This is a genomic window from Citrobacter sp. Ce006, assembly GCF_030336535.1.
In the GTDB taxonomy this organism is placed as follows: Bacteria; Pseudomonadota; Gammaproteobacteria; order Enterobacterales; family Enterobacteriaceae; genus Citrobacter; species Citrobacter europaeus.
Window position 1 is genome coordinate 66,917 of record NZ_JAOWDO010000073.1, and the last position, 13,741, is coordinate 80,657.

15 protein-coding genes are annotated in these 13,741 nt (G+C 54.3%); 9 read left to right on the top strand and 6 right to left on the bottom strand.

All coding sequences use genetic code 11. The features are described from left to right. Position 1: 1 nt before the first annotated feature. The 5 genes from rpsF to OGV94_RS19060 all read left to right on the top strand — a co-directional run bounded on the left by rpsF (position 2) and on the right by OGV94_RS19060 (position 2,507). Entirely contained in the window at positions 2-397 is a 396-nt protein-coding gene (gene rpsF, locus OGV94_RS19040) for a 30S ribosomal protein S6 (protein ID WP_003025672.1), read from the top strand. A 6-nt stretch (positions 398-403) separates the two neighbouring features. Then, positions 404-718 (top strand): primosomal replication protein N, encoded by a 315-nt coding sequence (gene priB, locus OGV94_RS19045; RefSeq protein WP_003025674.1) that lies wholly within the window; start codon positions 404-406, stop codon positions 716-718. 4 nt (positions 719-722) lie between these two features. After that, entirely contained in the window at positions 723-950 is a 228-nt protein-coding gene (gene rpsR, locus OGV94_RS19050; protein WP_000135199.1) for a 30S ribosomal protein S18, read from the top strand. 41 nt (positions 951-991) lie between these two features. Next, on the top strand, positions 992-1,441 hold the full coding sequence (gene rplI / locus OGV94_RS19055) for a 50S ribosomal protein L9 (protein WP_003025676.1): 450 nt from the start codon (positions 992-994) through the stop codon (positions 1,439-1,441). Between the two features lie 142 nt (positions 1,442-1,583). Further along, positions 1,584-2,507: a DMT family transporter gene (locus tag OGV94_RS19060; protein ID WP_043018189.1), complete on the top strand. Its 924-nt coding sequence runs from the start codon at positions 1,584-1,586 to the stop codon at positions 2,505-2,507. A gap of 64 nt (positions 2,508-2,571) precedes the next feature. On the opposite strand, the gene OGV94_RS19065 is transcribed toward OGV94_RS19060, so the two are convergent. Beyond that, positions 2,572-3,216, bottom strand: coding sequence for a LysM-like peptidoglycan-binding domain-containing protein (locus OGV94_RS19065; protein ID WP_213733400.1), 645 nt, complete (start codon positions 3,214-3,216; stop codon positions 2,572-2,574). 219 nt (positions 3,217-3,435) lie between these two features. On the opposite strand from OGV94_RS19065, the gene bamJ reads away from it, so the two are divergent. Together bamJ and cycA are read left to right on the top strand one after the other, a co-directional pair. Next, positions 3,436-4,056 (top strand): BamJ family beta-barrel-assembly machinery protein, encoded by a 621-nt coding sequence (bamJ, locus tag OGV94_RS19070; protein WP_003025685.1) that lies wholly within the window; start codon positions 3,436-3,438, stop codon positions 4,054-4,056. Positions 4,057-4,365: 309 nt separating this feature from the next. Then, a complete protein-coding gene (gene cycA, locus OGV94_RS19075; protein ID WP_043018191.1) occupies positions 4,366-5,775 on the top strand; it encodes a D-serine/D-alanine/glycine transporter in 1,410 nt (469 codons plus the stop codon). A gap of 147 nt (positions 5,776-5,922) precedes the next feature. Here the strand turns inward: cycA and ytfE are convergent, their stop codons facing one another. Continuing rightward, on the bottom strand, positions 5,923-6,585 hold the full coding sequence (gene ytfE, locus OGV94_RS19080; RefSeq protein ID WP_003025690.1) for an iron-sulfur cluster repair protein YtfE: 663 nt from the start codon (positions 6,583-6,585) through the stop codon (positions 5,923-5,925). A gap of 244 nt (positions 6,586-6,829) precedes the next feature. On the opposite strand from ytfE, the gene OGV94_RS19085 reads away from it, so the two are divergent. After that, the gene (locus OGV94_RS19085) at positions 6,830-8,401 is read left to right on the top strand and encodes a methyl-accepting chemotaxis protein (RefSeq protein WP_047406696.1); all 1,572 of its coding nucleotides are present in this window, start codon (positions 6,830-6,832) and stop codon (positions 8,399-8,401) included. A gap of 61 nt (positions 8,402-8,462) precedes the next feature. Here OGV94_RS19085 and OGV94_RS19090 read toward each other — a convergent pair whose 3' ends face one another. The 3 genes from OGV94_RS19090 to OGV94_RS19100 all read right to left on the bottom strand — a co-directional run bounded on the left by OGV94_RS19090 (position 8,463) and on the right by OGV94_RS19100 (position 11,262). Beyond that, positions 8,463-9,431, bottom strand: a complete 969-nt coding sequence (locus OGV94_RS19090) for a DMT family transporter (protein WP_043018193.1) — start codon at positions 9,429-9,431, stop codon at positions 8,463-8,465. 76 nt (positions 9,432-9,507) lie between these two features. Further along, positions 9,508-10,332, bottom strand: a complete 825-nt coding sequence (locus OGV94_RS19095; protein WP_087051792.1) for an AraC family transcriptional regulator — start codon at positions 10,330-10,332, stop codon at positions 9,508-9,510. 81 nt (positions 10,333-10,413) lie between these two features. Next, positions 10,414-11,262, bottom strand: coding sequence for an SDR family oxidoreductase (locus tag OGV94_RS19100; protein ID WP_047406691.1), 849 nt, complete (start codon positions 11,260-11,262; stop codon positions 10,414-10,416). An 89-nt stretch (positions 11,263-11,351) separates the two neighbouring features. Between OGV94_RS19100 and OGV94_RS19105 the strand changes: the two genes are divergently transcribed. Further along, positions 11,352-11,732: a winged helix-turn-helix transcriptional regulator gene (locus OGV94_RS19105; protein WP_043018516.1), complete on the top strand. Its 381-nt coding sequence runs from the start codon at positions 11,352-11,354 to the stop codon at positions 11,730-11,732. A 62-nt stretch (positions 11,733-11,794) separates the two neighbouring features. Here the strand turns inward: OGV94_RS19105 and cpdB are convergent, their stop codons facing one another. Next, positions 11,795-13,738, bottom strand: a complete 1,944-nt coding sequence (gene cpdB / locus OGV94_RS19110) for a 2',3'-cyclic-nucleotide 2'-phosphodiesterase (protein ID WP_213733399.1) — start codon at positions 13,736-13,738, stop codon at positions 11,795-11,797. Positions 13,739-13,741: the final 3 nt, after the last annotated feature.

Consider the following 13,741-nt stretch of genomic DNA (forward strand, 5'->3'; position numbering starts at 1 on the left):
GATGCGTCATTACGAAATCGTTTTTATGGTCCATCCTGACCAGAGCGAACAGGTTCCGGGTATGATCGAACGCTACACTGCTGCCATCACTGGTGCAGAAGGCACGATCCACCGTCTGGAAGACTGGGGCCGCCGTCAGCTGGCTTACCCGATCAACAAACTGCACAAAGCTCACTACGTTCTGATGAACGTTGAAGCGCCGCAGGAAGTGATCGATGAGCTGGAAACTACCTTCCGCTTCAACGATGCCGTTATCCGCAGCATGGTTATGCGTACTAAACACGCTGTTACCGAAGCATCTCCGATGGTTAAAGCGAAAGACGAGCGCCGTGAGCGTCGCGATGATTTCGCAAACGAAACCGCAGATGATGCTGAAGCTGGGGATTCTGAAGAGTAATTTCTGATGACCAACCGTCTGGCGTTGTCCGGCACCGTGTGCAGGGCTCCCCTTCGAAAGGTCAGTCCATCAGGAATTCCTCATTGCCAGTTCGTGCTTGAGCATCGTTCTGTGCAGGAGGAAGCCGGATTTCACCGGCAGGCGTGGTGCCAAATGCCCGTTATTATTAGCGGACACGAAAACCAGGCCATTACTCACAGTATAACGGTCGGTAGCGCAGTGACCGTTCAGGGGTTCATCTCTTGCCACAAGGCAAAGAACGGCCTGAGCAAAATGGTTCTGCATGCCGAGCAGATTGAATTGATAGATTCTGGAGACTAGCCATATGGCACGTTATTTCCGTCGTCGCAAGTTCTGCCGTTTCACCGCGGAAGGCGTTCAAGAGATCGACTATAAAGATATCGCTACGCTGAAAAACTACATCACCGAAAGCGGTAAGATTGTCCCAAGCCGTATCACCGGTACCCGTGCAAAATACCAGCGTCAGCTGGCTCGCGCTATCAAACGCGCTCGCTACCTGTCCCTGCTGCCGTACACTGATCGTCATCAGTAATCGGTCACGGTCCATTAATACGACTTTGAGAGGATAAGGTAATGCAAGTTATTCTGCTTGATAAAGTAGCAAACCTGGGTAGCCTGGGTGATCAGGTTAACGTTAAAGCGGGCTACGCTCGTAACTTCCTGGTACCACAGGGTAAAGCTGTTCCTGCTACCAAGAAAAACGTTGAATTTTTCGAAGCGCGTCGCGCTGAACTGGAAGCTAAACTGGCTGACGTTCTGTCCGCTGCTGAAGCTCGTGCTGAGAAAATCAACGCACTGGAAACCGTAACCATCGCGTCTAAAGCTGGCGACGAAGGTAAACTGTTCGGTTCCATCGGTACTCGCGACATCGCTGACGCTGTAACTGCAGCTGGCGTTGAAGTAGCTAAGAGCGAAGTTCGTCTGCCGAACGGCGTTCTGCGTACCACTGGCGAGCACGAAGTGAGCTTCCAGGTTCACAGCGAAGTGTTTGCTAAGCTGACTGTAAACGTAGTTGCAGAATAAGTTTTTATTCTGATGACCGCGTAAAAGCGCCGGCCCTGTGCCGGCGTTTTGCTTTTCTGTTCCCCCGCTTTTCTCTCTGGCTATTCTTTATCCTTTTCGGGATAATCACAAAAATAAAACATTATTTCAAAGTGGTGATGGAATGGAACCAACGCACCAACCTCTGTTTGCGCGTAAAAATGTTGTCTACCTGAGCGCGGCGTTCTGCTGCCTGCTGTGGGGGAGCGCCTATCCGGCGATCAAAAGCGGATATGAGATCTTCCAGATTGCCACGGATGACATTCCCTCAAAAATTGTCTTTGCCGGCTATCGCTTCCTGTTTGCAGGATTATTGCTGCTACTGCTGGCGGTGGCGCAACGTAAACCGATTGGCCGGTTAAGCCCGCGTCAATATGGTCAGCTCACGCTGTTGGGGCTGACGCAAACCTCGCTGCAATACATCTTCTTCTATGTTGGCCTGGCGTTCACGACGGGGGTGAAAGGGTCCATCATGAACGCGACCGGGACCTTCTTCAGCGTACTGCTGGCGCATTTCATCTACCATAATGACAAACTGAGCTACAACAAAGCGCTGGGTTGTATCCTCGGCTTTACCGGCGTAATGGTGGTGAACTTTAGCAGCGGAATGGATTTTAGCTTCAGCTTGTTAGGGGATGGCTCAGTGGTGATGGCGGCCTTTATTCTCTCTGCCGCCACGTTATACGGTAAACGTATTTCTCAGACGGTGGACCCGACGGTAATGACAGGGTATCAACTGGGCGGTGGCGGTCTGGCGCTGGTTATCGGTGGTTACGCTTTTGGCGGCACGCTGACCGTTCATGGCGCGTCTTCGGTGGCGATTCTGGGTTACCTGACGTTACTCTCTTCGGTCGCCTTTGCCTTGTGGAGTATTCTGCTCAAGCATAATCGCGTGGGGATGGTAGCGCCGTTTAACTTCCTGATCCCGGTGTCGGGGGCGGTGCTGTCGGCGATTTTCCTCGGCGAGAACATTCTTGAATGGAAATATGCGCTGGCGCTGGTGCTGGTCTGCTCGGGGATCTGGTGGGTGAACAAGGTGAAGCGTTGACGCTTCACCTTGATGCCTGATGGCGCTATCGCTTATCAGGCCTGGAATCGCGGGGCCACGGCGGTTAACGGGCGCGAATAAAACTGCCGTTAGGCTGGCGGGTAAACAGTACCTGCTGGCCATTGCCGGTATCAATGGTTAATCCCGTCACCACGCCGCTGGCATTCTGCCTGATCTGCACCATCTGACCGTCTTTCAGGTTACTTAGCGGTTTTCCGGCGCCTTCAACCTGCGCCATCGCGTATACATCGGTTGGCGGGAGGTTATGGTCACGGAATACCTGCGCCAGCGTTTTGCCTGAATCAACGCGATAGGAACGCCACTGCTGGTCAATTCCGCTATCCTGTTGGAAAGGCTGCGTTTGCGGCTGAGATTGCTGAGCCTGAGCGTCAGGTTCGCCTTCCTGGATTGGTTCCGGGGCAACCGGAGCGACCTGGCCTGGATCGTTTTGCGGCGCGACGAGCTGTGCCTGCAGCTGAGCCTCGGTCGGCGGCTGCGACTGCGACTGTAAATCCAGCTGAGCAGTACGCGTAACCACAGGGGCATCGCTGGTGTCACTGGAAGGGAGCAGGAAACCTATCACCAGCACGATAGCAGCAATAATAATGCCGCGGCGGTGCATAGGCGGTAGCGGATCCATAATGCGAAAATTGTCCGGTGCATGCCAGATTTTCGCCAGGGTTGGTTTTAATTCAAAGCGCCCGGGCATGGCTTTCCTCCTGCTCCGCGTCTCGTTCCTCGATCATAGAGTATAGATGGCTAACGCTATGATGTTCGTCATATTACCCGCTTTCGTGACGTCAACGCGGGATATTCCTATTGTTTATGTTTCCTCGCGATTTGTCATCTGTTCCCGAGACAAAGTTTTACCGGATGCGGCATGGCTGATATGCTGCCCGCTACTTTACATCCGATGAAAGGAAATATGATGGCTAACCCGACTTTTGACACTATCGAAGCGCAAGCAAGCTATGGCATTGGTTTGCAGGTAGGACAACAGCTGAGCGAATCCGGACTGGAAGGACTGTTGCCTGAAGCGCTGGTAGCGGGTATCGCTGACGCGCTGGAAGGTAAGCACCCGGCAGTGCCTGTTGATGTTGTGCATCGCGCGCTGCGTGAAATCCACGAACGCGCTGATGCAGTACGTCGCGAACGTTTCCAGGCTATGGCGGCTGATGGCGTCAAATATCTGGAAGAAAACCGTGAGAAAGAGGGTGTGAACAGCACTGAATCCGGTTTGCAGTTCCGTGTTCTGACTCAGGGCGAAGGTGCTATTCCGGCGCGTACTGACCGCGTTCGCGTGCATTACACCGGTAAACTGATCGACGGTACCGTGTTTGACAGCTCTGTCGCACGCGGCGAACCGGCTGAATTCCCGGTTAACGGCGTCATCCCTGGCTGGATTGAAGCGCTGACCCTGATGCCAGTAGGTTCCAAATGGGAACTGACTATTCCTCAGGAACTGGCTTACGGCGAGCGTGGCGCTGGCGCGTCCATTCCTCCGTTCAGCACGCTGGTGTTCGACGTTGAGCTGCTTGAAATCCTGTAAGCAGTGACTTCTGTTCCCCCCGAGGCCGGGGGGAGCAAAAAAATAGCGAGAAAAGCTATAGTTACGCCGTTGTCGATATATTATCTTGCAAATACCGCGCTAGCGTGTATTTTTGTGAGCTAATTCGCGCTATCAGAGTGATATGACACTCACTTTAAACATTAAATTAACATTATATCTAAATCTTAGTATTCATCCCGCCAATTCTTACCTAATATCGATGAGTCCTGATAACAGGATCGTCGTATCATAGACACACTAAAGGCCGTAGAGCCTGAACAACACAGACAGGTACAGGAAGAAAAAAACATGGTAGATCAGGTAAAAGTCGACGCCGCTGAAGAGGCATCGTCTGAACAGTCGCTACGGCGCAATCTCACAAACCGTCATATTCAACTTATTGCCATTGGTGGCGCTATCGGCACCGGCCTGTTTATGGGCTCCGGTAAAACCATCAGTCTCGCCGGACCGTCGATCATCTTTGTTTATATGATCATCGGTTTTATGCTGTTTTTCGTCATGCGAGCAATGGGGGAATTGCTGCTCTCGAATCTGGAGTACAAATCGTTTAGTGATTTCGCCTCCGACCTGCTCGGGCCATGGGCCGGGTATTTTACCGGCTGGACCTACTGGTTCTGCTGGGTCGTTACCGGAATGGCAGACGTTGTCGCGATTACCGCGTATGCGCAATTCTGGTTTCCCGAACTGTCAGACTGGGTCGCCTCGCTGGCGGTGATCGTGCTGCTGCTGAGCCTCAACCTTGCCACTGTAAAAATGTTTGGTGAGATGGAGTTCTGGTTTGCGATGATCAAAATCGTCGCCATCATCGGCCTGATTGTCGTCGGTCTGGTGATGGTGCTGACGCACTTCCAGTCGCCAACCGGCGTTCAGGCATCGTTCACGCATCTATGGAATGACGGTGGCTGGTTCCCGAAAGGTCTGAGCGGCTTCTTTGCCGGCTTCCAGATAGCCGTGTTCGCGTTTGTGGGTATTGAGCTGGTGGGAACGACCGCTGCGGAAACCAAGGACCCGGAGAAATCTCTGCCGCGCGCCATTAACTCGATTCCGATCCGTATCATCATGTTCTACGTTTTTGCGCTGATCGTGATTATGTCCGTAACGCCATGGAGCTCGGTAGTACCAACCAAGAGCCCATTCGTTGAACTGTTTGTGCTGGTTGGTCTGCCTGCTGCGGCGAGCCTAATCAACTTTGTGGTACTGACTTCAGCGGCCTCTTCTGCAAACAGCGGCGTGTTCTCTACCAGCCGTATGCTGTTCGGCCTGGCGCAGGAGGGCGTTGCGCCTAAAGCGTTTGCCAAACTCTCAAAACGCGCAGTTCCGGCGAAGGGTTTAACCTTCTCCTGTATCTGCCTGCTGGGCGGCGTGGTGATGCTGTACGTGAATCCGAGCGTGATTGGCGCGTTCACCATGATCACCACCGTGTCGGCGATTCTGTTCATGTTCGTCTGGACCATCATTCTTTGCTCGTACCTGGTGTACCGCAAGCAACGTCCGCACCTGCATGAAAAATCAATCTACAAGATGCCGTGGGGTAAGCTGATGTGCTGGGTATGTATGGCGTTCTTCGTCTTCGTACTGGTACTGCTGACGCTGGAAGATGATACCCGTCAGGCGCTGATTGTCACGCCGTTGTGGTTCATCGCGCTGGGTCTGGGCTGGTTGTTTATCGGTAAGAAACGTATGGCAGGCGTGCGTTAATCGCTAAGACGTGAGATGTAGGCCGGATAAGGCGTTTACGCCGCATCCGGCACTATGCTGGCGGGATTGCCTGATGCGGCTTCGCCTTATCAGGCCTACGTTCGAGGTCGTTGTAGGCCCGGTAAGCGCTAGCGCCACCGGGCTTTTTTATTCACCTGCGAGGGCACGCGGGAACAACACATTGTTTTCCAGGCTGATGTGTTCCATCAGGTCGTCGATCATCTCGTTGATGCCGTTATACATGGCTTTCCAGGTGGTGCAGGCTTCTGGCGGCGGCGTCACGTTATGGGTGATGTGTTTGATCACTTCGACCAGTTCACCCGCATCGTCATGTTCGCTTTCCATCACGCTGATTGGCCCCATCGCCTGGCTACCCATGCCCTGTTTGATCATCGGGAACAGGATCTGCTCTTCTTTCATCATGTGGCTGGACAGCTCTTCATGCAGCATGGTCAGGTTTTTCGCCAGACCGCGCGGTACGTTCGGTTTGTCTGCATGAACGCGTTCAACTTTAGTGGCCTGCAGGATCAACTCCGGCAACTGTTCGCGGTGTCTGTCGTGATAACGCACGATGATATGGTCGATGATTTCAGCCAGAGCCACGGTACGCCAGTCTTTCTCCAGCGGTTGTTCAGCCAGCTGCGCGAGCTGCGCCTCAATAACGTCTAAATCCAGCTCTTTACGCGCGGCAGCGCGTGCCAGCGTTTGCTTACCGCCGCAGCAGTAATCCATATCGTATTTACGAAACAGGGCCGAAGCGCGAGGAATAGAGAGCGCCAGTTCACCTAAAGGTTGATCGCGATAAGACATTGCCGTTACCTCATTCTCAATAATATAAGATGTATTTTAAATACAACTTATGGCGAAGGATATAACCCTTTCGGGGTGGGGTGTTTTGTGATGAACATCACGAAAATTTCTTATTTCGTTAAGGTGCTGAATCTTATTGGAAAGGAGGGAGACGGCGAAAAAAGCCGCGTCACAGGATTAAATAAGCGCACGCCGCTGCCGATAGTTAGACCTCAGACAATACCTGCATAATAAAAGGCTACAGATGTTTAAACGAATCAAAGTGATAACCTTACTTATCACCGTGTTACTCGCCCTGGGCGCAATGCAGCTCATCTCCGCGGGCGTCTTTATTGGCGCGCTCAATAACGATAAGCAAAACTTCAACGTTTCTCAGCTTTCCAGCCAGAACGTGGCCGAGTTTACCGATGCGTGGATTAGCCTGAACCAGGCTCGCGTCACGCTCAACCGTGGGATGCTGCGTTTACAGGGAACGATGGCCAGCGATATTAACGGCGGTCAGTTGAAGGAGTTGGTGAACACGGCAAATCGCCTGTTGGCCGAGTCGAAAGCGCATTACGATAAATACTACGCTCTGCCGGAAACGCCGGGGCTGGATGAGCATCTGGCCGATCGACTGGAAGAGCAATATGGCATCTATTCTGCGACGCTGGCAAAAATGAACGCGCTGCTGGCTGAAGGAAAGCTGGAAGAGATGTTCAAGCAGAATGCCGAGCAAAAGCAAACGGCCATGCAGGAAGTTTATCGGCAATGGCGTAGCGCGCAAACGGCGCTGGCCACTGCTGGAGTGCAGGACAATGAGAGTGATTATCAGAAGATAATCTGGCTGCTGTCTGCGGTGATGCTGATTGTCGTCACCGTGATTATCGCCAGTTGGCTGGCAATGCAGCGGGTGCTGCTCAAGCCGCTGCATGAGGTGATGGGACATATTCGCCATATTGCCGCAGGTGATCTGACGCACCGCATCAACGCCGATGGCAGTAATGAAATGGCGCTGCTGGCAGGCAACGTCCGCGACATGCAGCGGGCGTTGGCGAACACGGTCAGCGTGGTGCGTGACGGGGCTGACACCATTTATACCGGCGCGGGTGAAATTGCTGCTGGCAGTAACGATCTCTCTTCACGTACCGAACAGCAGGCCGCCTCCCTGGAAGAGACCGCAGCCAGCATGGAACAACTCACCGCGACCGTGAAGCAGAACGCGGATAACGCGCGTCAGGCGACCAGTCTGGCAAAAAACGCTTCACAAACAGCGCAAAAAGGCGGAAACGTGGTCGATGGCGTGGTACGTACGATGGATGAAATCGCCACCAGTTCCAGCAAAATCGCGCAAATAACCAATGTTATTGACGGCATTGCCTTCCAGACCAACATCCTGGCGTTGAACGCTGCGGTGGAAGCGGCGCGGGCGGGCGAGCAGGGGCGCGGGTTTGCCGTGGTCGCCGGCGAGGTTCGTACGCTGGCGCAGCGTAGCGCTCAGGCGGCGAAAGAGATTAAGGCGCTGATTGATGACTCGGGAAATCGGGTCAATGCGGGTACGGCGCTGGTGCATGAAGCGGGCGAAACGATGGCGGAAATTGTTAGCGCCGTGACTCGCGTGACCGATATCATGGGCGAGATTGCCTCGGCCTCTGATGAACAGAGTCGGGGTATCGATCAGGTAGGCCAGGCGGTTGCCGAGATGGATCGCGTCACGCAGCAAAACGCCTCACTGGTGGAGGAGTCCGCTTCCGCCGCCGCCGCGCTCGAAGAGCAGGCTGCACGACTGAATCAGACCGTGGCGGTATTTAAAGTGTCGCGCCGGATGGCGGCGTAAACGCCTTATCCGGCCTACATGAGATCGTACAGTCCTTGTAGGCCTGATAAGCGCAGCGCCATCAGGCATCCCCTGAAACCGGCACTACCGCCGGTTTCTGCGGTTTTGACCGCACAGCAATTACCACGCCTATTACCAGCAGCGCAATGCCGCTTACCGTCAGCAACGGCGGAAATTCCTGACGCAGGATAAAGGTATACAGCAGGCCAGCCAGTGTTTCAAAGACAATCAGCGGGCCGAGGATCACCGTCGGCAGCTTCTGGCTGGCGATGTTCCAGCACAGTGCGCCAACCCAAGAGCACAATACCGCAATGGCTATCATCAGGCCGATAAACACACCTGGGCGCGGGCCGAAGGGCAGAGCGAAGTCCGGCGTTTGCCCGTTCAGCCAGAGGCAGGCGGCAATATAACCGAGCAGAGAAACAGGCAGCGTCACCAGCGCCTGGGCCGTCGCCCACATCATCGGGTGCTTATCCGGATTCTCGCGCAACCAGCGGGCGTTACGCAGCGCATACCACGCCCAGCACACCACCGAAATAAGCGCCAGCACGATACCTGAGCCATAACGCCAGCCGCTAAAGTTAGGTAACCCCTGATTCAGCTCCGAGATATTCACGCACAGCAGACCTATGCCAATCAACACCAGCGCAGGCGCCAGACGCCACCATGATAATTTGCCGTCACGCTGGCTGTAGAGCAGGTTGGCGAAAACCGGGATCACCACCGGCAATGTACCGATAATCATCGTTGAAACCGGCGCACCGGTGCGTTGAATAGCGCTTGCCAGGCAGACGTAATAAATCAGATTACCCATCATCGTTAGCGCCAGCGCCGTTATCCAGTCTTTACGCGCCAACTGGCGCAGACGCACACGCCCCAGCCAGGCAATCGGCAACGCTATCAGCCCCAGCGCCAGATAGCGCCCCATCGACTGCAATACCGCCGGGTATTCCGGTACGATCAGCGGTCCAACAAAAATTAATCCCCACATCAGCCCGGCCAGCAGGGCATACAACACGCCGCTAATCATTTTTGACATCCACATCGCTTAACAATCAGTCGAGTGTAGGCAGGAAAAATGCCGCCGTATTGTATGAGATTGCTGATCAACGCCGGACGACTTGTTTCTGATAACGCACTGGCGTAATGCCGTAGCGATGGGTAAACGCGCGGGTGAGATGCGACTGGTCGGTGAGGCCGGTTGCGGCGGCGACCTCTGCGGCGGGCATTCCGTGAGTGAGAAAACCTTTGGCTCGCCACAGGCGGATCGCCATCAGCATCTGGTGCGGCGTGACGTGGAAATGAGACTTAAACTGACGCTGAAAATGCCAGGGACTCAGCGATGCAACCCGGGCCAGTTCATCGAGCGTGACAGGATGCATATAATTATCATGCAGATACTCGCGCACCCGTTCAAAGCGATGCGCGCCCTCCGGCAATACCGGCGCATGACGGGCCAGCGGCTGGAACGTGTCGATCAGATCGAGCAGGAGTCCTTTTTGCGCCAGCGGATCCTCAGTGTTCCACAGACCGTGGATCAGCGAGCAGAGCTGGCGTGAGCGCAGCGGATCGTGACGCGTTACGTCATGAAACCACCAGTGGCGGATCCCGGTGACCTCTTCCAGAAGAGAGGGGTCGAGATAAATCATTCGATAGCGCCAGCCGTCGGCGGTTTCGGCTTCGCCAGTATGCAGCTCATCGGGATTCATGGTGACGACAGAATGGGCGGGAGCCACGTACTGCGAGCCGCGATAGCGAAAACGTTCGGCGCCGGCTTCTATCGCGCCGATACCAAACGCTTCATGGGTATGTGGTTCAAAGGCGTAACGTGAGATGTGCGCATGATACAGCTCAACGCCCGGCACCTGCGCCAGATGGCGAAAGCGGGCGCTGTCTTTCTCATCAATAAACTGCTCAGGTACACCTTGCACGTTTTCTCTCCCCACGCATCATCCTGTCATTATCAGAGAGGATGCGCGGGGATGCCACCACAATTAACTAATTTTTAACACTTACACGATGCCTTTGACGCTGTCAGCCAACGAGGTGGTCGGGCGACCAATCAGTTTGCTCAGCGTATGGCTGTCGTCGAACAGGCCGCCTTTGGAGGCGCCAGTGTCTGAGTCAGCCAGCATGTCCGCCAGTCCGGCAGGCAGGCCCACACCTTTTAGCGCGGCGGCAAAATCAGCTTCGCTCAGGTTCTGATACACCACTTTTTTACCGCTCTGTTTTGCCAGTTCGGCAGCCAACTGGCTCAGGGTCCAGCCTGCGTCGCCCGCAAGCTCATAGGTTTTACCGGCATGACCGTCTTCACTGATGACGCGCGCGGCGGCAGCGGCATAGTCGGCGCGGGTCGCTGAGGCGATTTTGCCTTCACCAGCAGCCCCGATAAACACGCCATGTTCCAGTGCAGCCGGTGCGCTGGCGAGATAGTTCTCTGTGTACCAGCCGTTACGCAGCAGCGCGTACGCGATACCGGATTCAGCCAGCATCTTCTCGGTTGCGACATGCTCATCAGCCAGCCCCAGCGGGGAGGTGTCGGCGTGCAGCAGGCTGGTGTAGGCGATAAATTTCACGTGGGCCGCCTGTGCCGCGTTAATCACGTTGCGATGCTGCGGGGCGCGTTGTCCCACTTCGCTGGAGGAGATCAGCAGTAGCTTGTCGATACCCTGTAAGGCAGTCGTCAAGGCGGCTTCATCGCTGTAATCCGCCTGACGAACGGTAATGCCCTGCTGGCTAAGCGTCGTCGCTTTCGCGGGATTACGCACAATAGCCACAATCTGGCTGGCAGGAACGGTTTTCAGCAGAGATTCAATAACGTGTTGGCCCAGTTGGCCGGTGGCGCCGGTAATCGCGATCATGGGTGACTCCTTGGTATTGGTCTTGTGTTTAATCACGCTAACACCTAAACTAACTTTTAGTAAGTACGTACAAAAAGGTTAGTATGAAAATGACAGCTACGACGCTTTCCCAGCAATTACGCGATGGCAACCTGTTTGCCGAACAGTGTCCCTCCCGCGAGGTGTTAAAACACGTCACCAGCCGCTGGGGCGTGTTGATCCTGGTGGCGCTGCGCGACGGTACGCACCGTTTCAGCGATTTGCGCCGTAAGATGGGCGGCGTCAGTGAAAAAATGTTGGCGCAATCCCTGCAGGCGTTAGAGCAGGACGGGTTTATCAATCGGGTGTCGTATCCGGTAGTACCACCGCACGTGGAGTATAGCCTGACGCCGTTGGGTGAGCAGGTGAGCGATAAAGTCGCCGCGCTGGCGGACTGGATAGAACTGAATTTGCCGCAGGTTTTGGCGCAGCGGGACGAGCGGGCGGCGTGATGGGTTGGCGACGTATTTTGTAGGCCGGATAAGACGCGAGCGCGTCACATCCGGCACTAAAGTTACTTACTCAAATCCAACTGATAAATGGCAAAACCAATGTCATCGGTAGCGACTTTCTTCAGCGGATACTGGCCTTTCTCTTTAATAAATGCCGCGGCTTTATCAGACGGTGAGGTTTCAAAGCGAATATCCAGTGGTGTATCGCTGTGAATCGGCGCCAGACGCCAGTTGTTATCTGCCGCCGGGTGAATTTCACCGGCACGCTTCGTCTGTGCACCAATCCAGGCCGCCAGCACCGAGCGGTTTTCATCGGGAGATGCAAACGCGATGTGGCTGTCGCCGGTTCCGGCAAATTTCCCGCCGTAGGCGCGGTAGTTGTTGGTCGCGACGAGGAAGGTAGCATTCGGATCGACAGGCTTGCCATTAAAGGTCAGATTTTTAATACGCTCCGCTTTCGGGTTAATGGTCTGGCACTCGCCGTCGTAGCGGGCGGGTTGTGAAACATCAATCTGATAATTCACGCCGTCAATCACGTCGAAGTTATAGGTACGGAAACCATCCCAGTTAATCAACGACTGTGGTTTGCTGCTGTGGATGTCAATCTGATTGAACTGTCCGGCGGAACATTCCAGCCACTCCTTCACCTCTTTACCGCTGGCTTTCACCACCACCAGAGTGTTGGGGTAGAGATACAAATCAGCGGCGTTCCGGAAGGTTAACTGACCTTTTTCGACTTCTACGAAGCTTGCCGGATCGTTTTTGCGTCCACCAACCTTAAACGGCGCGGCGGCGGAAAGTACCGGCAGTTTTGCCAGGTCCGGATCGCCCTGGATAAAATGTTCCACATAGGCTTTCTGGGCGTTGTTCACCACCTGTACGGTCGGGTCATCCTGAACCAGTGCCAGGTAGCTGTACATGTTGTCGGCGGATTTACCGATCGGTTTGCTGACAAACTCACGCGTGGCGTCGTGATCGGCTTTCAGGATCTCAACGATTTTTTTGTCTTCTGCTGCCAGTGATTTTTTGGCCGCGGCGTCATAGATCGGGCGCGCCTCGGCTTTCGCCTGGGTGACCTGCCATTTACCGCTGTCATTATTCAACACAAGATCCACCACGCCCAGGTGATCGCCCCACATACCCGGCATCACCGCAGGAACCCCATTCAGCGTACCTTTTGCGATATCTGCGCCTTTAATATTGGCAAAATCTTTACCCGGGAAGACGGCGTGAGCGTGACCAAACATAATGGCATCCACGCCCGGTATTTCGCTGAGGTAGTAAACGGAGTTTTCCGCCATCGTTTGATACGGGTCGGCAGAAAGCCCGGAGTGAGCAACCACCACCACGACATCAGCGCCTTTTTCCCGCATTTCCGGGACATACTTACGTGCGGTTTCGGTGATGTCGTTCACCGTTACTTTGCCGCTGAGGTTGGCTTTATCCCAGGTCATAATCTGTGGTGGCACAAAGCCGATATAGCCAATCTTCAGCGTCTGCTTGTTCCCTTGCTGGTCGACCACCTCTGTATCTTTGATCAAATAAGGCGTAAACAGCGGCTTTTTGGTCTTAACGTCGATGATATTGGCGTTAACGTAAGGGAATTTCGCCCCGGCCAGCGCGTTGTGCAGATACTCCAGACCATAGTTGAATTCATGGTTGCCGAGGTTACCCACCGCGTAATCCAGGGTATTCAGCGCCTTATATACCGGGTGAGTTTCGCCCGCTTTCAGCCCTTTGGCCGCCATGTAATCCCCGAGCGGGCTGCCCTGAATCAGATCGCCATTATCAACCAGCACGCTGTTTTTGACTTCACCTCGCGCAGCGTTGATCAGACTTGCCGTACGTACCAGACCGAATTTTTCTGTTGGTGTATCTTTGTAATAATCGAAATCCATCATATTACTATGTAAATCAGTGGTTTCCATTATACGCAGATCGACGGTCGCGGCATTGACGCTGGCTGCAATCAGCGTTGCCAGAAGCGTTGCACTAAACTTAATCATCAG